The sequence below is a fragment of the Achromobacter sp. genome (assembly GCF_049647645.1).
Lineage (GTDB): Bacteria > Pseudomonadota > Gammaproteobacteria > Burkholderiales > Burkholderiaceae_B > Achromobacter.
In genome coordinates, this window is the sequence record NZ_JBARYB010000108.1 from 1 (window position 1) to 19,920 (window position 19,920).

Annotated in this window: 15 protein-coding genes and 1 pseudogene; 12 read left to right on the forward strand and 4 right to left on the reverse strand. The window is 58.9% G+C overall.

Annotated features, from left to right (window positions below; translation table 11 throughout):
* The 6 genes from WBB14_RS12945 to WBB14_RS12970 all read left to right on the forward strand — a co-directional run.
* A partial coding sequence (locus WBB14_RS12945) for a glycine zipper 2TM domain-containing protein (RefSeq protein WP_424240172.1) occupies positions 1–413 on the forward strand: 413 nt, incomplete at its 5' end.
* 44 nt (positions 414–457) lie between these two features.
* Complete coding sequence (locus tag WBB14_RS12950; protein WP_424240173.1) at positions 458–1,225, forward strand: PhaM family polyhydroxyalkanoate granule multifunctional regulatory protein; 768 nt, start codon at positions 458–460, stop codon at positions 1,223–1,225.
* Positions 1,226–1,300: 75 nt separating this feature from the next.
* A complete protein-coding gene (gene glmU / locus WBB14_RS12955) occupies positions 1,301–2,671 on the forward strand; it encodes a bifunctional UDP-N-acetylglucosamine diphosphorylase/glucosamine-1-phosphate N-acetyltransferase GlmU (RefSeq protein ID WP_424240174.1) in 1,371 nt (456 codons plus the stop codon).
* A complete protein-coding gene (locus WBB14_RS12960) occupies positions 2,644–4,056 on the forward strand; it encodes an MFS transporter (RefSeq protein WP_424240175.1) in 1,413 nt (470 codons plus the stop codon). Before glmU ends, WBB14_RS12960 begins: the two co-directional genes overlap by 28 nt.
* A gap of 135 nt (positions 4,057–4,191) precedes the next feature.
* Positions 4,192–5,514: a UDP-glucose dehydrogenase family protein gene (locus WBB14_RS12965; protein ID WP_424240176.1), complete on the forward strand. Its 1,323-nt coding sequence runs from the start codon at positions 4,192–4,194 to the stop codon at positions 5,512–5,514.
* Positions 5,511–6,569: a glycosyltransferase family 4 protein gene (locus WBB14_RS12970; protein ID WP_424240177.1), complete on the forward strand. Its 1,059-nt coding sequence runs from the start codon at positions 5,511–5,513 to the stop codon at positions 6,567–6,569. Before WBB14_RS12965 ends, WBB14_RS12970 begins: the two co-directional genes overlap by 4 nt.
* A gap of 12 nt (positions 6,570–6,581) precedes the next feature.
* Here the strand turns inward: WBB14_RS12970 and WBB14_RS12975 are convergent, their stop codons facing one another.
* Entirely contained in the window at positions 6,582–7,070 is a 489-nt protein-coding gene (locus WBB14_RS12975) for an Lrp/AsnC family transcriptional regulator (protein WP_207469179.1), read from the reverse strand.
* Positions 7,071–7,222: 152 nt separating this feature from the next.
* On the opposite strand from WBB14_RS12975, the gene glmS reads away from it, so the two are divergent.
* From glmS to WBB14_RS12995, 4 genes are all read left to right on the forward strand, one after another.
* The gene (gene glmS, locus WBB14_RS12980; protein ID WP_424240178.1) at positions 7,223–9,055 is read left to right on the forward strand and encodes a glutamine--fructose-6-phosphate transaminase (isomerizing); all 1,833 of its coding nucleotides are present in this window, start codon (positions 7,223–7,225) and stop codon (positions 9,053–9,055) included.
* 884 nt (positions 9,056–9,939) lie between these two features.
* Positions 9,940–10,929 carry a DNA cytosine methyltransferase gene (locus WBB14_RS12985; protein WP_424240179.1) on the forward strand — a complete coding sequence of 330 codons (990 nt, stop codon included), beginning with the start codon at positions 9,940–9,942 and terminating at the stop codon, positions 10,927–10,929.
* Between the two features lie 61 nt (positions 10,930–10,990).
* The gene (locus tag WBB14_RS12990) at positions 10,991–11,239 is read left to right on the forward strand and encodes a helix-turn-helix domain-containing protein (RefSeq protein WP_424240232.1); all 249 of its coding nucleotides are present in this window, start codon (positions 10,991–10,993) and stop codon (positions 11,237–11,239) included.
* On the forward strand, positions 11,236–12,885 hold the full coding sequence (locus WBB14_RS12995) for a hypothetical protein (RefSeq protein ID WP_424240180.1): 1,650 nt from the start codon (positions 11,236–11,238) through the stop codon (positions 12,883–12,885). Before WBB14_RS12990 ends, WBB14_RS12995 begins: the two co-directional genes overlap by 4 nt.
* A 241-nt stretch (positions 12,886–13,126) precedes the next feature.
* On the opposite strand, the gene WBB14_RS13000 is transcribed toward WBB14_RS12995, so the two are convergent.
* From WBB14_RS13000 to WBB14_RS13010, 3 genes and pseudogenes are all read right to left on the reverse strand, one after another.
* Entirely contained in the window at positions 13,127–14,008 is an 882-nt protein-coding gene (locus tag WBB14_RS13000; protein WP_424240181.1) for a TniQ family protein, read from the reverse strand.
* A gap of 411 nt (positions 14,009–14,419) precedes the next feature.
* Positions 14,420–15,589: a TnsD family Tn7-like transposition protein gene (locus WBB14_RS13005; RefSeq protein WP_424240233.1), complete on the reverse strand. Its 1,170-nt coding sequence runs from the start codon at positions 15,587–15,589 to the stop codon at positions 14,420–14,422.
* Positions 15,590–15,664: 75 nt separating this feature from the next.
* A pseudogene (locus WBB14_RS13010) lies at positions 15,665–16,138 on the reverse strand (TniQ family protein); the annotation flags it as partial.
* 862 nt (positions 16,139–17,000) lie between these two features.
* On the opposite strand from WBB14_RS13010, the gene WBB14_RS13015 reads away from it, so the two are divergent.
* Positions 17,001–17,810 carry a hypothetical protein gene (locus WBB14_RS13015; protein WP_424240182.1) on the forward strand — a complete coding sequence of 270 codons (810 nt, stop codon included), beginning with the start codon at positions 17,001–17,003 and terminating at the stop codon, positions 17,808–17,810.
* A 3-nt stretch (positions 17,811–17,813) separates the two neighbouring features.
* On the forward strand, positions 17,814–19,862 hold the full coding sequence (locus WBB14_RS13020) for a hypothetical protein (RefSeq protein WP_424240183.1): 2,049 nt from the start codon (positions 17,814–17,816) through the stop codon (positions 19,860–19,862).
* Positions 19,863–19,920: the final 58 nt, after the last annotated feature.

The window sequence follows — 19,920 nt, forward strand, 5'->3', positions numbered from 1 at the left end:
CGCCCGCGCCGCGTCCTCAAGCCCAGTCGCAAGCTCCGGCTCCGGCACCCGCGCCGCAAGCCTGCCAGACCTGCGGCGTGGTGGAATCGGTCCGACAAATGCAGGTACCCGCCAAGGACAATAGCGACCACCTCATCGGCACCATCGGCGGCGGCGTGGTCGGGGGCGTCGTCGGCAACCAGTTCGGCGGCGGCAGCGGCAAGACGGCCCTGACCGTGCTGGGCGCGGTGGGCGGCGCTTTGGCAGGCCGTGAAGTTGAGCGTAATATCAGACAGCAACAAACGGTGACGCACTATGAACTCACAGTGCGCATGAGCGACGGCAGCACGCGCCAATTCCGCAGCGCGCAGCCCTTCGCTTTTGCGTCAGGCGATCATGTGCGGGTGGAAAACAATCAGCTGCTGCGGGGATGATCCCGGCTGCCGGCGACCATCATCTGTCTTTGGGGAGACCAGGAATGAGCGACCAACACACGAACCCGTTCGTCCTACCCGGCATGGGCCAGAATTCCGACCTGTCGGGCAACCCGCTTCTGGCCAGCATGGAAATGATGCGCCAGGCCTGGGCGGGTCTGACCGGACCCGGGGGCCTGGCCAGCAGCCTGCCCATGGCTCCGCCGATGAACCTGGAAGACCTGGACCGTCGGATCGCCGAGCTCCGCTCGGTGGAAAGCTGGCTGCGCATGAACCTGTCCATGCTGTCCGGCACGATCCAGGGCATGGAAGTGCAGCGCTCAACGATCAGCACGCTGCGCGCCTTCGTGGACAGCGCGGCCAATATGGACATGGGCGCCTTCCAGGACAGCGGTGCGGCGTCGCCGCTGGAAGTGGTGCTGGGCCTGAAGCCTGGGCCCAAGTCCGCTGCAAAGGCGGCGGCTACCGGTCCTGCCGCCGAAGACGCCAAGGCCAAGGGCGGGGATGCCGCGGGACAGCAGCAAGCCGCCGCGCCGGGCATGAGCGAGCAGATGGGCGCCGCGGCGCAATCGGCCTCCAAGGCCTGGTGGGATCTGCTGCAGCAACAATTCAACCAGATCGCCGCCGCCACCGCGGCCTCCATGCCGGCGGCGCCCGCCGCTTCCGGCGCCGATGCCGCGGCCAAGCCCGGGCCCAAGCCGGGCGAGGCCAAGGCCGCAGCCGCGTCCACAGCCAAGGCCTCCAAACCCGCGGCCCGCAAGTCCGCGGCGCCCCGCAAGGCCGCCAAGAAAACCGGACCGGACGCCAACTAGCGGCGGTCCTCTCTTTAAATCGTCGGGCGAGACGGCCGCAAGGCCTCTCGCCCGCTACTCAACATACTGGAACCTATGCTTAACGTAGTAATTCTTGCCGCCGGACTGGGTAAACGCATGCAGTCCGACCTCCCCAAAGTTCTGCACACGCTGGCCGGCAAACCAATGCTGGGCCACGTGCTGGACAGCGCGCGCCAACTCAAGCCGGCGCGCATCGTCGTCGTGGTCGGCCATGGCGCGGACCGCGTCAAACAGGCCTACGAAGGCCAGTCGGACCTGCACTTCGTGTTGCAGCAGCCGCAGCAAGGCACCGGCCACGCCGTGCAGCAGGCCGTGCCGCTGCTGGAAGGCGATGGCAAGGATGACGTGACCCTGGTGCTGTATGGCGACGTGCCGCTGGTGCAGCCCGAAACCCTGCAACGCCTGCTGGACGCCCGTGGCGCCGGCGCCGCCGTGCTGACCGAGGTGCTGGCGGATTCCACCGGCTACGGCCGCATCGTGCGCGACGCCAGCGGCAACGTATGCCGCATCGTCGAACACAAGGACGCCTCGGACGCAGAGCGCGAGATCCGGGAAGTGAACACCGGCATCCTTACCGCGCCGACCGCGAAGCTGAAGGATTGGCTGTCCCGCATCGACAACAACAACGCCCAGGGCGAGTACTACCTGACCGACGTGGTCGGGCTGGCGGTGGTCGATGGCGTGCCGGTGGGCGCAGCCCAGCCGGGAGCCTCCTGGGAAACGCTGGGCGTGAACAGCCGCGTGCAGCAGGCCGAACTGGAGCGTCGCTGGCAGGCCGAGCAGGCCCGCCGCCAACTGGAAGCCGGCGTCACGCTGGCCGACCCGGCGCGCTTCGATGTGCGCGGTTCGCTCACCTGCGGACGCGACGTGTTCATCGACGTGGGTTGCGTGTTCGAAGGCCAGGTGTCGCTGGCCGACGGCGTGCGGGTGGGCCCGCATTGCGTGCTGCGCGACGTCAGCGTCGGCGCGGGCACGCATATCGAGGCCTACAGCCATCTGCAACAAGCGCAGGTTGGCAGCGACGCGCGCGTCGGCCCCTATGCGCGCCTGCGTCCCGGCGCTGAACTCGGCGACCGCAGCCATGTCGGCAACTTCGTCGAGATCAAGAAGAGCGTGCTGGGCGCGGACAGCAAGGCCAACCATCTGGCCTATATCGGCGACGCCGACATAGGCGCCCGCGTGAACGTGGGCGCGGGCACCATCACCTGCAACTATGACGGCGTGAACAAGCACCGCACCGTCATCGAGGACGATGCCTTCATCGGCTCCGACACGCAGCTGGTGGCGCCGGTGCGCGTCGGCCGCGGCGCCACGCTGGGCGCGGGCACCACCCTGACTCGCGATGCGCCGGCCGAGAAACTGACGGTGTCGCGCGCCAAGCAGGTCACTGTCGACGGATGGCAGCGCCCGGTCAAGAAATCGTGACAGGGCAGAGCGAGCAGGCGCCCGCAAGCGGCGCCAAGCCCGCCCCGCCCGACGGTCTGCCCACGCCGCGCCGCTACTGGGCGGCGGCAACAGTGATGACAGGCATCAGCCTGTCTGTCCTGGACACCACCATCGCCAACGTGGCGCTGCCCACGATCGCCGTCGACCTCAATGCGTCGCCGGCCCAGGCGGTCTGGATCGTGAACGCCTACAACCTGGCGGTGGTGATGATGCTGCTGCCCTTGTCGGCGCTGGCCGAGCGCATCGGCTTTCGCCGCATGTTCACCTTCGGCCTGATGCTGTTCACCCTGGCGTCGCTGGGCTGCGCCCTGGCCGGCACGCTCTGGCAGCTGACGGCGGCGCGTGTGTTCCAGGGCATAGGCGCGGCCTCGCTCATGTGCATGTTCGGCGGACTGGTGCGCAACATCTATCCGCTGAAACTGCTGGGACGCGGCATCAGCCTGAACGCCACCACGGTGGCCATCATGTCGGTGCTGGGGCCGACCATAGGCTCGGCCATCCTGTCGGTGGCGCCCTGGCCCTGGATCTTCGCTGTCAACCTGCCGATCTGCGCGTTGACGATGCTGGGCCTGCGCCATCTGCCGGAAGTGCCGCGCAACGATGTGAAGCTCGACTGGATCAGCGCCCTGCTGTGCATGCTGACTCTGGGCGTCTTCATTTCAGGCGTGGACATGATGGGCATGGACCTCTTGCGCGGCATCGGCCTGGTGGCGATCGCCACGGTCATCGGCTTCGTGCTGGTGCGCCGCGTCGGCAAGCAGCCAGCGCCGTTGGTCCCCGTGGATCTGCTGCGCATTCGTCCGCTGGCCTTCGCGGTGGGCGCTTCTGCTTGCACCTTCGCCGCGCAGATGGCGTCCTACGTGTCGCTGCCGTTCTATTTCCAGCAGGTGCTGGGCCGGCCCTATCTGGAAGTAGGCATGCTGATGGGCGCCTGGCCCGTGGGCACCGCCCTGATCGCCCCGCTTGCCGGCCGGCTGTCCGACCGCTATTCGGCCGCCACGCTCAGCGGCATAGGCGCGGCCGCCATGGTGGTCGGCATGCTGTGGCTGGCGGCGCTGCCGGCCACGGTCTCGAACTGGCCCATTGTTGCTGGCATGTTCGTGGCGGGGATGGGCTTCGGCTTCTTCCAGACGCCCAACAACCGCGCCATGCTGTCGGCCGCGCCCCGCTCGCGCAGCGGCGCGGCGGGCGGCCTGCAGGCCACCACCCGGGTGTTCGGCCAGAGCTTCGGCACGGCGCTGGTCGCAATCGCGTTCAGCATCAGCCTGGCGCACGGCCCCGGCCTGGCGCTGGTGCTGGGGACCATCTGCGCCGGGCTGGCGGTGGTGGTCAATACGGTCCGCTTCAGCAAGCTGCGGACCTGACGGTCCGTTCCGTGGCCCGCGCAGCGTCCTTTGCCGGCGCTGGCGGGCCCGGTCCTGCGGCGGCTTCTATAATGACGGCCGGCGCTGGATGTCGGTTATCCGGCGCGACAATCACCTATTTGAAGGCGTTCAGGCATGAAGATCACGGTCGTGGGTACCGGTTACGTGGGGTTGGTGTCGGGGGCGTGCCTGGCCGACATGGGCAACGACGTCATGTGTCTGGACGTGGACGCGGCGAAGATCGCCCTGCTGCGCCAGGGCGGCATCCCCATCTACGAGCCGGGCCTCGAAGACCTGGTGCGCCGCAACGTGCAGGCCGGCCGGCTGCATTTCACCGATGACATTGCGCAAAGCGTGGCCTTCGGCGACGTGCAGTTCATCGCCGTAGGCACCCCGCCTGGCGAAGACGGTTCCGCCGACCTGAAGTACGTGCTGGCCGCGGCCCAGAACATCGCGCGCCATATGACGGCGCGCAAACTGATCGTGGACAAATCCACCGTTCCCGTCGGCACTGCCGACAAGGTGCGGGACGTGGTGACGCGCGAATTGGCAGCGCGCGGCGTGGATATCCCCTTCAGCGTGGCGTCCAATCCCGAGTTCCTGAAGGAAGGCGCCGCCATCAACGACTTCATGAGCCCGGACCGGGTCGTGGTCGGCGCGGACGACGACTACACCGTCGGCGTCATGCGCCGCATCTACGAGCCCTTCCAGCGCACCCACGACCGCCTGATGGTGATGGACGTGCGTTCGGCGGAACTGACCAAGTACGCCGCCAATGCCATGCTGGCCACGCGCATTTCCTTCATGAACGAAATGGCGAACCTGGCCGAAGCGCTGGGCGCCGACATCGAGCAGGTGCGGCGCGGCATCGGCGCCGATCCGCGCATCGGCTATCACTTCCTGTATCCCGGCGCGGGCTACGGCGGTTCCTGCTTCCCCAAGGACGTGCAGGCGCTGGTCAACACCGCCGCCGAGAACGCCCTGCCCATGCGCGTCATCGAGGCCGCCGAGGCCGCGAATCATGCGCAGAAATTCCGCCTGTCCGAAAAAGTGGTCGCACGTTTCGGCGAAGACCTGAAGGGCCGCAAGATTGCGCTGTGGGGGCTGTCCTTCAAGCCCAACACCGACGACATGCGCGAAGCGCCCAGCCTGACCGTCATCGCCGAACTGACGCGCCGCGGCGCCGAGGTGCGCGCCTATGATCCCGTCGCCATGCACGAGGCCGGCCGGGTGCTGGCCGGCAAGCCCGGCATCAGCTTCGCCACCGACATGTACGACGCCCTGAATGGCGCCGACGCGCTCTTGATCGCGACCGAATGGAAGGTCTTCCGCGCGCCCGACTTCGACCGCGTCAAGGCCCTGCTCAAGACGCCGCTCATCATCGACGGCCGCAACCTCTACACGCCCGCCGACGTGCGCGGCCTGGGCTTCGAGTATTCGGGCATCGGCCGCGCATGAAGATTCTGCAGCTGAACTTCGAGAAGGGCTGGCGCGGCGGCGAACGGCAGACGCTCTATTGCATGCGCGCATTCCGCAAGGCCGGCCACGACGTCGAAGTGATGTGCCGCGAAGGCGCGCCGCTGGCCGAGCGCGCGCGCCAGGAGGGATTCGTGGCCCATACCTGCCGCAACGTGCCCGGGCAGCTGGCTTTCCTGGCTGGCGCCGGCCGCTACGACATCGTCCACGCCCAGACCGCCAACACCATTACCTGGGCGGTGTTGACCAAATGGCTGCACCGCCGCCCGGTGGTCTTTTCCCGCCGCACTTCCTTCGTGGTCAAGCCCGGCGACGAATGGAAGACCGGCTTCAAGTGGCGCCGCGCCGACTTGTTCGTGGCGATCAGCGAGATGGCCGCCAGCGAGCCGCGGCGCCTGGGGATCGAGCCCGTCATCATCCGCAGCGCGGTCGAGCCGCACCAGATCAACGCAGAGAACGTCGCCAGCCTGGTGCGCGAATTCGATCTGACCGGCAAGAAGGTCATGGCCACCTCCGCCGCGCTGATCCGCGACAAGGATCCGGTCACGCTGGTGCGCGCCGTGGGCGAACTGGCCAAGACGCGCCGCGACTTCGTGTTCCTGCATTTCGGCGCGGGTGGCGATCGTGAGCAGCAGGCCAAGGACGAGGCGCGCAAGCTGGGCATCGAAGACGTCTACCGCTTTGCCGGCTTTCGCAAAGGCGTGGAAGATTTCTACAGCATTCTCGACGTGTTTGTCATGAGCTCCGAGGAAGAGGCCCTGGGCAGCAGCGTGCTGGATGCTTTCCTGCAACGCGTGCCGGTGGTGTCCACCGATGCCGGCGGTTTGAAGGAAAGCCTGGCCGACGGGCGCGGCGTGCTGTGCGCCGTGGGCGATTTCCACGCCATGGCGCAAGGCATGGCGCGTTGCCTGGACGACGCCGCCTTCCGCCAGGACGTCACCGAGCGCGCCTACGAATACGTGCGCAACGAGCACGACGTGCAGAAAATGGGCAACCGCTATCTGGCGCAATTCGAGCGCCTGATCGCCCGCCGCTGATCGACGTGCGCCTCAGGCGCGCACGTCGATCCGAGTCTCGAACTTGGCGCGATGCACCGAAAAGAACGTGCGCACGTTGCGCACGTTGGCCTGCGCGGTGAAGGCCCGGTGCACCAGCGCGTGATAGGCCGGCATGTCCTTCACCTGCGCGATCACCACGAAATCCGGCCCGGGCGACACCCGGTAGCACTGCAGCACGGCGGGCTCGGTCAGCATGCTCTGCTCGAACGCGTCCAGGCTTTCCGCCGCCTGCACGTCCAGCGTGATCTCGACGATGGCGGTCAGCGTGCTGCCCAGCTTTTCCGCCGCCAGGATGGCCACCTGCCTGTCTATCACCCCTTCGTCCACCAGCCGCCGGACCCGCCGCAGGCAGGTCGGGGGCGAGGCATGCACCCGCTGCGCCAGATCTTGATTGGTCAGCGAGCTATCTTGTTGTAACTGTTCAAGAATGCGCCGGTCCAGATCATCCAGCTCAGGCAGGGGAATCTGTGCGTTTTGCATGATAAATTTCACAAATGTGGATTTGAAGAAATATTATTTAATCACATTCATGTAAGGGAATTAACTTCCATTTATTGTCCTATAAAGAAATCAAATTTCTTGCAGGGACGAGCACAATGCGTCGGTACACGAACTTACCGGAGCACTCTCCTATGTGCGGCATTGTTGGCGCCGTCGCCCAGCGCGACATCACCCCGATCCTCGTTGAAGGCCTCAAGCGCCTTGAATACCGTGGCTACGACTCTTGCGGCGTCGCCGTCTACGCCGACGGCCACCTGCGCCGCACGCGCAGCACGCAACGCGTGGCCGAACTGGCCGAGCAGGTCGCGCAGGACAAGGTGCAGGGTTTCACCGGCATCGCCCACACCCGCTGGGCCACCCACGGCGTGCCGGCCACGCACAACGCCCACCCGCACTTCTCGCACCTGGGCAACGACGAGCCGCGCATCGCCCTGGTCCACAACGGCATCATCGAGAACCACGACGAACTGCGCGCCGAGCTGCAGGCCGTGGGTTATGTCTTTGAAAGCCAGACCGATACCGAAGTCATCGCCCACCTGGTCAACCACCTGTACGCCGGCGACCTGTTCGAAGCCGTGCAGAACGCCGTGCGCCGCCTGCATGGCGCCTACGCCATCGCCGTGTTCTGCCGCGACGAACCGCACCGCGTGGTCGGCGCGCGCCAAGGCTCGCCGCTGGTGGTGGGGGTGGGCCAGAATGAGAACTTCCTGGCTTCCGACGCGCTGGCCCTGGCCGGCACCACCGACCAGATCATCTACCTGGAAGACGGCGACGTCGTCGACCTGCAGCTCTCGCGCGTCTGGATCGTGGACGCCAACGGCAAGAATGTGGACCGCGAAGTCCATACCGTGCACGTGCATACCGGCGCGGCCGAACTCGGCCCCTACCGCCACTACATGCAGAAGGAAATCTTCGAACAGCCCCGTGCCGTCGGCGATACGCTGCAAGACATCGAATCCATCACGCCCGAACTATTCGGCGACCAGGCCTACAAGATCTTCAAGGACATCGATTCCCTGCTGATCCTGGCCTGCGGCACCAGCTACTACGCCGGCCTGACCGCCAAGTACTGGATCGAATCCGTCGCCAAGATCCCCGTGGCGGTGGAAATCGCCAGCGAATACCGCTACCGTGACAGCGTGCCCAACCCGCGCTCGCTGGTGGTCACCATTTCGCAGTCCGGCGAAACCGCCGACACCCTGGCCGCGCTCAAGCACGCCCGTTCGCTGGGCATGGAAAACACGCTGACCATCTGCAACGTGTCCACCAGCGCCATGGTGCGCGAGTGCAAGCTGTCGTACATCACGCGCGCCGGCGTTGAAATCGGCGTGGCCTCCACCAAGGCCTTCACCACCCAGCTCACCGCCCTGTTCCTGCTGACGCTGACCTTGGCCCAGGTGCGCGGCCACCTGAGCGACGAGCAGGAAGCCGAACACCTGAAGGCGCTGCGCCACCTGCCCGTGGCCATCGGCTCGGTGCTGGCCCTGGAGCCGCAGATCATGGCCTGGGCCGACCGCTTCGCCTCCAAGGAAAACGCCCTGTTCCTGGGTCGCGGCATGCACTACCCGATCGCCCTGGAAGGCGCGCTCAAGCTCAAGGAAATCAGCTACATCCACGCCGAAGCCTATCCGGCCGGCGAACTCAAGCACGGCCCGCTGGCCCTGGTGACCGAGCACATGCCCGTCGTCACCATCGCGCCCAAGGACGAGCTGCTGGAAAAGCTGAAGTCCAACATGCAGGAAGTGCGCGCCCGCGGCGGCGAGCTGTACGTCTTCGCCGACGCCGACAGCAAGATCCAGAGCGCCGAAGGCATGCACGTGATCCGCATGCCCGAGAACTACGGCAAGCTCTCGCCCATCCTGCACACCATCCCGCTGCAGCTGCTGTCGTATCACACGGCATGCGCGCGGGGCACGGACGTGGACAAGCCGCGTAATCTGGCCAAGAGCGTGACGGTCGAGTAAGGCCGGTGGACGAGCCACAACGGTGAAGAGCATGAATAAAGTTCGCTTTCGAGGAATAAAGTTCGCTTGAGATAAAAGTTCTTAAATTAAGTCCTTCTTCGCTAAATAGACCGCTAACAGCGGTCTATTTTTCATCGGACTGAAGAGCAGGATAGGGTTCGCACGGAACACTTACAGTCACCTGCTTTTCGGTTGCCGGAATCTACTGCTCTCCACCTTATGGAGTGGCAGCATGCGGCCCATTGCGTGTCAACTCCTTGAGCACGCGAGAGTGTGCTGCCCTCGGCGATTAGTGCTTGTTGTACAAACCTAGCGACACGCAGCTATGGCAGGAAATGATTCTGCATGGCATGAAAAGGCTATTCCTGCCACCTCACAAACAACCGGCAAGCGACGCAATTCTTCTCGCGATGCGGTTTGCGTTAAGCGATAGGGAGAGCCAAAGGCGTTCAGAAAAAGCTATTGACACAGGGGACTCTCCGCCCTGAAAATTGTGCTCAATTAACATTAATTGATGCTCAACTAACAAAAAGTCGATTGTAGTGAAATCAGGAATAGTCGAACAAAGCTTGCGTGAGCTGGCTTCCGTTGGTGCCATTTCTAAGGTGTGCCTCCTTGGGCGTGCGGGAGGCTTCGTCGTTGTCGTCTCCATAGGCGATGCAAGTAGGACACTATTGACCACAAGGGGAATAGAACGGCTGTTTTCTTTAGACAGCGCTTCGAAATACCTCTCGGGGATGAGGATTCAACGCTTTGAGGTTGACGTCGCCGAGTTCGTTCCCGGTCTTATCCGAAAAGCTCGCCCAGATAGGGCTGAGGCACTAAAGAGAACAAAATCCAAGCCCATTCAGGGTTTGCTTGTTTAAATACAGTAAGAATCAATCATGACCCAGACACCTACCTGCGTTGATCTATTCTGCGGGGCCGGGGGCCTCAGCCTTGGCTTAAAAATGGCCGGTTGGACTGCAATTGCTGCAGCGGACTACGATTCAGCCGCTTGTGCGACGTTCCGACACAATTTTCCAGAAGCTATGGTAATGGAGGGGGATGCTCGGCACGTGGACTGGACTTCGTTGCGAGGCAAGGTTGATCTCGTCGCCGGAGGGCCTCCATGTCAACCGTTCTCTGTCGCTGGACATCAACGATCACATAATGATTCGCGAGACATGCTTCCTGAGTTCGTGAGAGCAGTCAAAGAGATTCGACCAAAGCTTTTGCTGATGGAGAACGTCGCCGGATTAACTACCGCTCGGAACTTGCCATATCTCCAGGAAAAGCTTGATCAGCTTACTGCTCTTGGCTACGACCTGCATTTCAAGGTTCTAAATGCAGCAGATTATGGTGTTGCCCAAGACCGTTTGAGAGTTATTGTTTTGGGAGGGAATAAGGGGCGGCCCGCTTTCCCACGGCGGTCTCATGGGACGGCTTCTCGTGCTTATCGCACTGTACGAGAGGCGTTAGAAGGGGTGCCAGAAGACGAACCAAATCGCGCAATTGTCACGTACGCTAAGAATCCTATCTTAAGGCCTAGCCCTTGGGCAGGAATGTTGGTGAATGGTGGAGGTCGCCCCATAAACCTTGCGGAGCCATCGCAGACCATTCCTGCGTCTGCTGGCGGAAACCGAACTCACATCGTAGATGAGACGGGAGTACTGCTGAACTACCATGCACACCTGGTTGCGGGGGGGCGGCCTCGCTCTGGCATAGTCCAAGGAGTACGGCGTTTGACCGTTTGTGAGTCTGCACGCATACAGTCGTTTCCTGATTCCTTTCAATTTATAGGGGGGCGAAGTACTCGCTATCGCCAGGTAGGCAATGCAGTTCCCCCGCTTTTAGCACGGGCGGTCGGCCGTTCCTTGCTTTCTGCCATGTAACCCAGGTATGTGACTCATAGTCCGTGGACCGATAGTCTGCAGCGCCATGATGATCCTCGTCATGGTGAATCCAGCACAATCGCTCGACAATCGAGTGGCTTTTGGCCTCAGGCTGCGCGAGCTTCGGACGAATGCAGGTCTCTCTCAGGAGGAACTCGCGCATAGGTCTGGGCTTGATCGCACCTACGTAAGCAGTTGCGAACGGGGTAGGCGGAATGTCAGTCTAGACTCTATCGTTTCCTTAGCCATTGGCCTAGGTATAGCACCCGCGGAGCTGCTTGTTGACATTCGGCGACAAGGAGCAAAATGACTGTAGCCAATATCCGGCAGCCGCTGCGGATGCTGCTATTGCCTATGCGGACTGGCACGGAGGGGGCATGTGGCCGAGCACTAAAGAGTTCGCTCGCTGCTTTGGGCGTTTCCCCAGAAGATTACCTTAATTGGGTTTCTGTCAACCTGGAAAACTGGCGAACTTTAGGAAACCCACAACCTGATTTTCAAAAAGTCGTTAGACGCTTGATTGAGGTCACTGCCGAGCAAGCGCCTGTCGCTACCAGGACGCAAAGTGCTCTTCTGGCGCGAGAGTACTTTAATATCCACTCAAGTTTGGTCTCGCGTCATTTCATGACGCATGAGGAGGCAATCGCCTTTCTTAGCCATGCATATCTTATGGGATATCTGGCAGACTCCGAGAAACTAACGGCTGCACAAATTGCGAATATTTTAGGGAAGCGCGATTTACGTGTGAAATTCAACCGCCAATCGGTGGGCGAGCTGTTGAGCGAGATGGGTCTATCTCCGGGTCTATCTCGCCAACATATTCAATCTCTCTATCAAAGAGACACGTCTCGAGAAGCCATAGAATTTGCGGATGCAGACCTCCTGGGCGCGGCGGAAATAATTGCAGAGGTGGGAGTTGCTCTTGGATTTCCGGGAGACCTCCTTCGCTCCTTAAAAGCTCTAATGCCTTTTGAGCATGATCGGCAAATAATCTCGCCTTTTACCCCATACTTGCAAATGCTGCATTATCAGTGTTCGATTGCCGAATACTTCGATCATGCACTTACGGACGTATACGAGTTCTCCCCGAGGGGCGAGGCATGCTTACATTTGCTGACTCTATATCCAGCAAATATAGCGGGGGCAGGCAATCCATTCTTGAATAATGCCAAGTCCGTAGACGCCGTAGATTTTAGCTGGGTTAGAAGCAAAAAGAATCGGGAGCGCCCTGGAGCTATGGCCCTCTTTGAGCTGCTCAATGGGCTTCAATCCATGAGCTTTTCATCTCGGAGAGAATTGGCATGGTGGATAAGGCTGTGGCTTTGCCGCATTATCCGAATCGCATCTGCCGACCCGATTCCGTTCCCAATCTCACTAACGAATCTCCATTGCGAGCAATTACTGGAAGCGGTAAAACGAGGCAATACGGAAACACTTGGAATTATAGAGCAGCGCATTGTGGATGCCATTTCTCTTACTCGCCATAAAGACTGGCGAAGTCGAGGTATTGGTGATGCGGTTAACGCCACGAATATTAGCAGATCGAAACTTGGAGACTGCGATTTTTTAGATCCTGATAGCAAAGAGATCATTGCGTACGAGTCTCACGGGGGCATGCTTTCGGAAATCTATGTCAACCAACATTTGGCGACACTTGAGAAATCTATTCCAAGGAGAATAGAAGAACTCAGCGCAATAGCAGATCTGGATCAATGGAAAGTAAGCATAGTCTTTGTGGCTCACTCAATTAAAGGTCCTATTAAAAATCGGACTAAAATTCACGGCTTGGAGATAGAGATTGCAACTCTTGAATTTCGCGATTTCATTGCAATGCACGCTCCTGCGCCAAATCAAGAAATTATAGATAACATCAATAATATTCTTCTAAAGCCATTTCTAGAACGAAAAATCCCCAACGTTGCCAAGAGAAAATTGCTGAAAATAATTGGCATGTAGGCCTCGTTTCAGCAACTCCTTCGATATTTGGCGGACTTATAATCACAGCTCCAGCAACGGGCTTTATTCATACTGCAAATTAAGGCAAGTGTTCGTTGGTGTAATCTTCCCAGCTTAGAGCTAGTGGGGCTTGCGCTGACGTCCACAAGCAGCGAAGAGGGCTATAACTTGGACCCTCGCTTTGCGAATGCGCTTCTGATAACGATTGTCGTTCGATTGGGTGGGCGCGTCTCGTTGCTTACTACGCCAACGTAAGGCCGGGGAAGCTCGATTCGTCAGCTCGGGTCGTGGCGGCCAAAATGAGCGCTACGAGCTTCCCCGGTGCCCTGCCGCGCATTAGTGCGTCGAACGAGCAGCGGAGGTGTCGAACTGCCTCCGCACCCATAAGGTGCGGAAAATACCGCTCAGCCCATATCGACGGCACTAGGTGTGTGATTAGGTCGAGCAAGGAGGGCGAAGAACTACAGTCTTGCCGAATATTCCGCAGACGGTCGCGCACGCCTCGACTCATAGATGAGGGGGAACCCTCGATAGCCATTCCTAGGATGGCTTGTGCAATGAAGTGGTATCTTCTGATCACCTCATGCTCTGTCGCCTGGATCAATGCTGACTCTATGGCCTCCGAGGTGGGCAGATGATCTGCTGGTTGGAGTGTGAAGTCGTTCGTGACGCGACTCGTCCGCAATGGATTTTCGTGCTCAAGGCACATGTCCACGCCGCAGATCTGATGAAACCTCCGCCAGTATGAAAATCCATAGGCCTCAAGGTCCTCGCTTATGCACTTCGGGCAGAGCCTAGGAGCGGAGGAAGCGCAGCATTCTCGGCTCGGAAAACGGGCTGTGGCACCTTGCTCCCATTGATCTTCTCCGCCGACTGTCTTTACACGGCATAGCTCGACCAGTGGATGCAGGGTATGTTGACGCCAATAGGTTTCCGGAGACATCTGCGAATGCTCTGCGACGACTTGCAGATGATCATTAAGGAACGCCACCTTCTTCCCGGGGTGGGCTCGCGGCATTGCGCGAGGCAGGCACTTACCGTTAGTCAATGGTCGGTTGAGGCGCGCGAACCGCGCATAGTGACCAGCAAAGAACTCACCGGGCATAGGTATCACAGCGATCATCGCTTCCGCTCCTTCTTTGTTTCGCCAGCTTTGAGCAAAGACAGGCTCCGTATCACCGCGGCTAAGGCGTTTGCGTGGGCGACCGTTCCGTCCCACACCTCCTCAATCGCTGCGCGAAGGTCTGTGTCTTCGATGGCCATGAATTTGCTGCGTCTGTCCAAGTTTAGGATTGCATAATTGCATAGCTCTAAAAAAACAAGATTGGGCTTTACGAGATTTCCAGATAGTGCTCGGCTTATTTGGCTTTGGGGCACTTTCAGTGCTATGGATAGCTTGAGCTGCGTGATGCCTGCTTCTCGGAAGCGCGCTGAGAGACTCTGGGCTTGGGTTCGAAGATTGGTGTGTTCCATGATTTAATTATGCATAAATGCATAATTTGGAGCAAGCAAACTGCACTTTTCGATGTGGCAGCTAGAGAAGGGGTGGGTCCCGATTTTCGAGACGGGCCCTGGCAGTCACACGATCGATTCTGGATCGGGTAAGGGGCAGGTATCTGAGTTGACCCAAACGGCGCTTTAGCTCCGGTATCGCTTGATAGAGCTGTTGAAGCGTGATCCGCCTGAGAGGATCGCTGTGGTACAGCTCAAGCGCTGTTCGTTCGATGCAGCACGCAAGGGCTTTGTCGCGACTATCCCAGTCTACGATTTGGCCTTTGCGTGGTGCCGAAGGGCGGGCTAGGAGTTGTTGATCTATGAGCCAGTCGCGGTCATTTCTGTATAACCATGCAAAGGCTCTGGGCGCGATCGCACGCAACATTTTCCGTGACGCATCGCCATTCTGCTGCATTGCTGTAGTCCATTCTTGACGGGCAGCGAGTTGACGCTTTCGCATTACGACCTCATGCCACTGCTCCTGTAGCCCGATCTCGCTTAGAAGGATGCGAGTGACGGTCTGCACTGTGACTTCATGACGAGAGGCAATCTTGCACTTGCTTTCACCATTCTTCAGGGCTTGGATGATCAGCTTTCGTGTGTGTTCTTGTGTTCGTTTGGGCCGTCGGGGTGTTGTAATCGCCGCCTTGGTAGCCCATGCGATGGCAGTATTGACTGTGACGCCCACCATCTTGGCGGCTGATGTAACCGACGCGCCGCGAGAAAGTGCTGCGGCCAACTCTGCTTGGCGTCTGTCAATGATCGTTGCGGAAGTTGCTCCCTGGATAGGCTGATCGCTCTCAATCGGAAAATCGCACGCTAAAGAGTAGGCTGCGTTGAACGTCTTCCAGTCGGAGAAAAGCCAAAGAATTAGTGCGAAGTGGCGCAACGGATGCGTGATCCAACGCTGACCGCTCAGGACAGGTTGGATCTGAGAGATGCCTTGTTTTGCGTCTCGGGCAAGCGGCTCAAGCTCCGGAATCGCTCGCAAAGGTGCGACGCAGTGGGCATATTCGGCGCCCAACTCCCGCATGAGGTGAGAACGCACGATCGAATCTCCGCCGGTGGTGGCCGTGGAATAGGCACGCGTCAAGACTTCGGGCTGCAATCCTCCGGAAGGCATGGCTGTGATCGCGTCATTGGTCAGCTTGGCTAAAGCCAGTAACGAGCGCGATGTTGCTTCAGGCGGGCGCGGGGTCGGACCCAGCACTTGGTCTGTTGGAAGGACCCAAAGGAATCGCCCTACGCCAGTGGATTTGACTTGCGATTCACGCAGTGGGCGCGAGTGCGTTACGCACATCCATACGCCAGGGTACTGATGTTGTAGATGCCAACATGCGACACCGAAAGTGCTGAGATCTTGTGCCATACACTCGTCACAAGCCTTCAGGGGGAAGTGCGCACGGAAGCGGCTCGACGTTATTCCCAGGCGAAACTTCATTGCGCCGACACCGCCGCTATAGGTTTGGCTAATTGCCCGTTCCGCAATGGAGGGAGGCTTCCAAGAAAGAAAGTATGGAAGCAGGGTCCGGCCGACTAGCTCAAAGGCGTTGCCCAACTGCCCCCGTGTCACCTGCTCAAAGTAGCTGAGGTGAGTTGGGAAGTCATGTTGGGTACCGCGCTTCGGATGGCCAAACAGGACTTGAGATGTTGCATGCGAAAACACGTTCCCAGTCAAAACGTGAATCCGGCTGCATAGACTGAATAGAGTTTCGTCCTCGATCCAGTCAGAAATTGGCAATGGCCATAAATCGTCCATGACTCGCCCGGTGGTCAATCATGGCGATTTTATATGCGGCTTGCTTTGCTAGCACTGCGTAGTGAAATATTTTATTTTAACCCAGGCGCTTGATATTATTTTAACCCATGTCCCATTTGAAAGTCGGATTGCATAATAATAAACGAAAAACGCGCAATGAGGAAAACCCTATTTAGAAAATAATAAATTGTTGAAAGTTTCCGTCCGCCGCGCTGTGGAATATTTGTGGCAGAATTTCAACGATACTTACGCCGGCGCCATGTCTAGTGGCTACGCTGGTGCGCGTCACAACTCCTTCCGACTCTAGTCCGCTCGGAGAGTCCGGGTCCATCCCTAGCGTTTTGGGGATTGGGGGCGCGACGCATTGAGCCTATCAGAGGTATTTTTTGCCGCGCGCCCGTATCAAGCGCGGGAGGGGCACCTATTGCTCCGTGCAAGAAAAACCAACCAATCGCCGGAGGAATTAATCACGTAAGAAATAGAGAAATCGGAGAACTTGCACAAAGGCCAGTTGCTCCTGCAAGAGCAACTGGCCTGAAAAGATGTGCGTACGTGTGGAACGTAGGCCCATCTTGATCGATGGGCTGCACTTTGTCAAGTGTGGCTCCGGGTACATTCGTCCCTACGAATATGTGCATTTTCTCCATTGATTATGACTTCATCGTCAGAGATATGGAGAAACTATATGAGTCGAAACGCCCTGGTTAGCGCACAGCGGCTAGCCATCATCAATTCACGTCAGGATCCTCCCGGATGGGGGCCTGGCTATATGCCGTCGATGCGGGCAACTAGGGACGAGGCGCCCACACGAAGCCGTCCCTCCATGGTTCGGGCTACTGCATTGGGGCGTGCAATCCACTGCATGTCTCGCGCAGAATTCCATGCGACGATCCTGGCGCTGTATCAGCCAAGATTGTTCGATCTACACGAGCAGCACGCTTTATCGACAGTCCCGACCGAGCATCCGTTGGCTGGTCACCCTGAAGGTAATGGACTTTCACTTCCGTGCATTGATGGAACTGTCTTGATCGCCGAGCGATTGGGACTGCTGATGCGCCATCCGGTGGTTCTCATGACCGTGCCAAGTACGGATGGAGGCTCGACTTTCGAGCGGGTTCCATTCCCCTACATTGGTGATCTCCTGCTGTTCCTCAGAGATCAAGAAGGCCCTTACTGCGTGAACTGGACCGTCAAGAAGACGAGTGAAGACTTCAAGCGCACGTCCTTTCAAACGTGTCGAAAACCGGATAGGGCCGAGGTGCACGCAGCTCGTGCGGAGGACCGGCATCGTCTGGAGGAGATGTATTTCGCGTGCGCGGGTATCAAGACCGTTCGCGTCAGTGAGGACCTGCTGAATGAAACGGTGAAGTTCAACTTGGCCATGCTCATTCGAGCTGATCACTTGCCGGTTGATTTATCGTCAGAGGTACGAGCTGAGCTGGTCGACCGCTTCAAGCTGTGCGTGCTGTCTCGTGAGGCAATCTTGCACCATATCCCTAAGATGGTGAGCGCCTTTTCCTGCTCGCAGGAGGAGGTGCTGACGGTGCTGTATCAGGCCATCTGGCGGCGAGAGCTTCGTGTTGATTTGTACCGTCCGATCATGGTTGACAAGCCCATCCATCCCGAGCGTATGGATGTGTTGGATATGTATGCATCTTGGTTCGAGAGGTGAGCCATGCAAATCGGTTCAGAACTGCTGATCCCGGAAGGCTTCGCAGGCTTAGTCTCCACGGTGTCGTATCACTTCCTGCGAAGTTCTACCCTAGATGATCGGGTCTGGCTCGCATTCTTCCGAAAGCAAGGGAGGGAATGGTGCGGAGAGCTGGTCTCGTTGCCTAGGGGCGAATTTGAACGAGGTCTCCTAAATGGAAAAATCTCGGTAAAGAAAGATGGGCATACATTACCGCCGGGACTTTGGGGCAGCGAGGGATTGAACTTACTTCAGATTGATAAGGATAGATTAGAGAAAAAGCGCAGCAACCTGGAGCGTGCGCAAAAAAGGTTACTGCATATCCAGCCTCTGCTGCGCCCAGAAATGTTGGTCAAGATTTTTTCCGCAGCGTCGCCGCACCAGGTCCTTAACGCGCATGCCGTCGAGATCGGCCAGACGCAGCGCCGTATACGCTTTTGGTTCCTGGCCTACCTGTGCTTCGGTCAGACTGTTTACGCATTGTTCCCGAATTACCAACAAAATGGACGCTGGGATAGGCTGAGTAGATCCGGAGACATCCCCTACGGGCGTCGATCCTTGACTGCGGGTCTTCACGACAGGATTAGGATTGACAAAGAAACGAGGGCAAGGATTGCATACTCCTACCAGGCACTACGGTCTCCAGGGAAGCCACTAGCGAAGATATACAGGGAAGCCGCTACGCGATATTTTGAATGTACGGTGGTCGAGCGCTCCAAAGGTAGCAAGATCTTAGTCCCGAAGCCAGGCATCCCTTTCCCCTCTCTGGATCAATACACCCGTTGGGTAAAGAAAGTTTTCGGAACGGAGGCGCTTGACATACAACGCTATGGCAACAATCGTGCGCGCAGAGCCCACCAGCCATCGAAGGGCAAGTTTTCCCAACAGTTACGAAATTTCATGGAGGTTGTCGAAGCTGACGCCTATCAATGCGCCGACCGACCTCAATCCTATTTTGGCCAAAAGGTGCTCGATCGTGTTTGTGTGGTGAGGGGGGTATGCGGGACGACTGGCTATGTTTGCGGCATTGGGTTTTCTTACGGCGCCGAAAGAGGATTAGCCTACAACGCGATGCTATTCAGCATGGCGATTGGCAAGAGGAAATTCTGCAGCCTATTCGGGATTGAGATTGACGACGAAGTGTGGCCCGGCTGCGGACTTCCCGGCGGGATCATCGTTGATCGGGGACCTGGCGCAGCTGTTTTCAGTCTGGAACCACTTAGCAAAGAGCAGGGTGAACATATCTCATGGGCGTTCAGCGAACTTACTCCATCAGGTGCAGGCCAATCAAAGGCAACGGTGGAATCGTCGCATCCTCGGTCTCTGCCGTCCGAGGAGTCGAACCAAATCGTTCAGGGCGAACTGGATCCGGTGCAAATCGCCGTGCGGGAAATTCGCAGAGCAATCGCCGACAACGAAGCCTCCTCTGCCGAGGACAGAATCACGCCTGAAATGATTCGAGAGCAAGTTCGACTGACACCAAGAGCAATGGCTAGGTTCCTCATCGGGCGCGCACGGACCGACGCAAAGCAAGTTCGCTTCGAAGATGCGGTAAGGGCGTATTTGCAGAAAGTGAAGGTGAAAGTGAATCGTGACGGGTTGAGCTACAACGAGTTGCGCTATGACTCGCCGGCTCTCCAACTGAGTGATGTTCTTGGTCGGAAGACTGGCTCAACCGACCTTCTGGGTTACGTGCTGCCGTTTTGCATTCGTCACATGTGGGTCGAGACTCCGAGCGGATTGGTCGAGGTCGATGCAACCCTACCCATTCAAGATGATCCCGGTCAGCTTTATCTCTCGCAGGTTGATCTCTTCGAGTTCAAACGATTGAAGGACGAGGGACGACGGATTCAGAAGATGAATGCATCCGCCGTCATAGCAGAGCAGCACACCGAATACGAACGGCAAACTGGTAAGCGTTGGTCGGATGGCATGATCAAGACCGGCCGACGTAAGGTAGGCGAGCGAGCGTCACGTGCGGAATCAAGGCAAATGAAAGCGATACTTGAAGGGAAGAATCGTGGGCATCGTTGACAACCCGTGGCAAAGGCGATTTAGGGGCCTAAACTCCCCGGACAACATAAGGGCTAGA

Excerpts from the sequence above, each read along its gene's own strand:
- WBB14_RS12950 (WP_424240173.1), top strand. The coding sequence starts at position 458 with ATGAGCGACCAACACACGAACCCGTTCGTCCTACCCGGCATGGGCCAG.
- glmU (WP_424240174.1), top strand. The coding sequence starts at position 1,301 with ATGCTTAACGTAGTAATTCTTGCCGCCGGACTGGGTAAACGCATGCAG.
- WBB14_RS12960 (WP_424240175.1), top strand. The coding sequence starts at position 2,644 with ATGGCAGCGCCCGGTCAAGAAATCGTGACAGGGCAGAGCGAGCAGGCG.
- WBB14_RS12965 (WP_424240176.1), top strand. The coding sequence starts at position 4,192 with ATGAAGATCACGGTCGTGGGTACCGGTTACGTGGGGTTGGTGTCGGGG.
- WBB14_RS12970 (WP_424240177.1), top strand. The coding sequence starts at position 5,511 with ATGAAGATTCTGCAGCTGAACTTCGAGAAGGGCTGGCGCGGCGGCGAA.
- WBB14_RS12975 (WP_207469179.1), bottom strand. The coding sequence starts at position 7,070 with ATGCAAAACGCACAGATTCCCCTGCCTGAGCTGGATGATCTGGACCGG.
- glmS (WP_424240178.1), top strand. The coding sequence starts at position 7,223 with ATGTGCGGCATTGTTGGCGCCGTCGCCCAGCGCGACATCACCCCGATC.
- WBB14_RS12985 (WP_424240179.1), top strand. The coding sequence starts at position 9,940 with ATGACCCAGACACCTACCTGCGTTGATCTATTCTGCGGGGCCGGGGGC.
- WBB14_RS12990 (WP_424240232.1), top strand. The coding sequence starts at position 10,991 with ATGGTGAATCCAGCACAATCGCTCGACAATCGAGTGGCTTTTGGCCTC.
- WBB14_RS12995 (WP_424240180.1), top strand. The coding sequence starts at position 11,236 with ATGACTGTAGCCAATATCCGGCAGCCGCTGCGGATGCTGCTATTGCCT.
- WBB14_RS13000 (WP_424240181.1), bottom strand. The coding sequence starts at position 14,008 with ATGATCGCTGTGATACCTATGCCCGGTGAGTTCTTTGCTGGTCACTAT.
- WBB14_RS13015 (WP_424240182.1), top strand. The coding sequence starts at position 17,001 with ATGTCTCGCGCAGAATTCCATGCGACGATCCTGGCGCTGTATCAGCCA.
- WBB14_RS13020 (WP_424240183.1), top strand. The coding sequence starts at position 17,814 with ATGCAAATCGGTTCAGAACTGCTGATCCCGGAAGGCTTCGCAGGCTTA.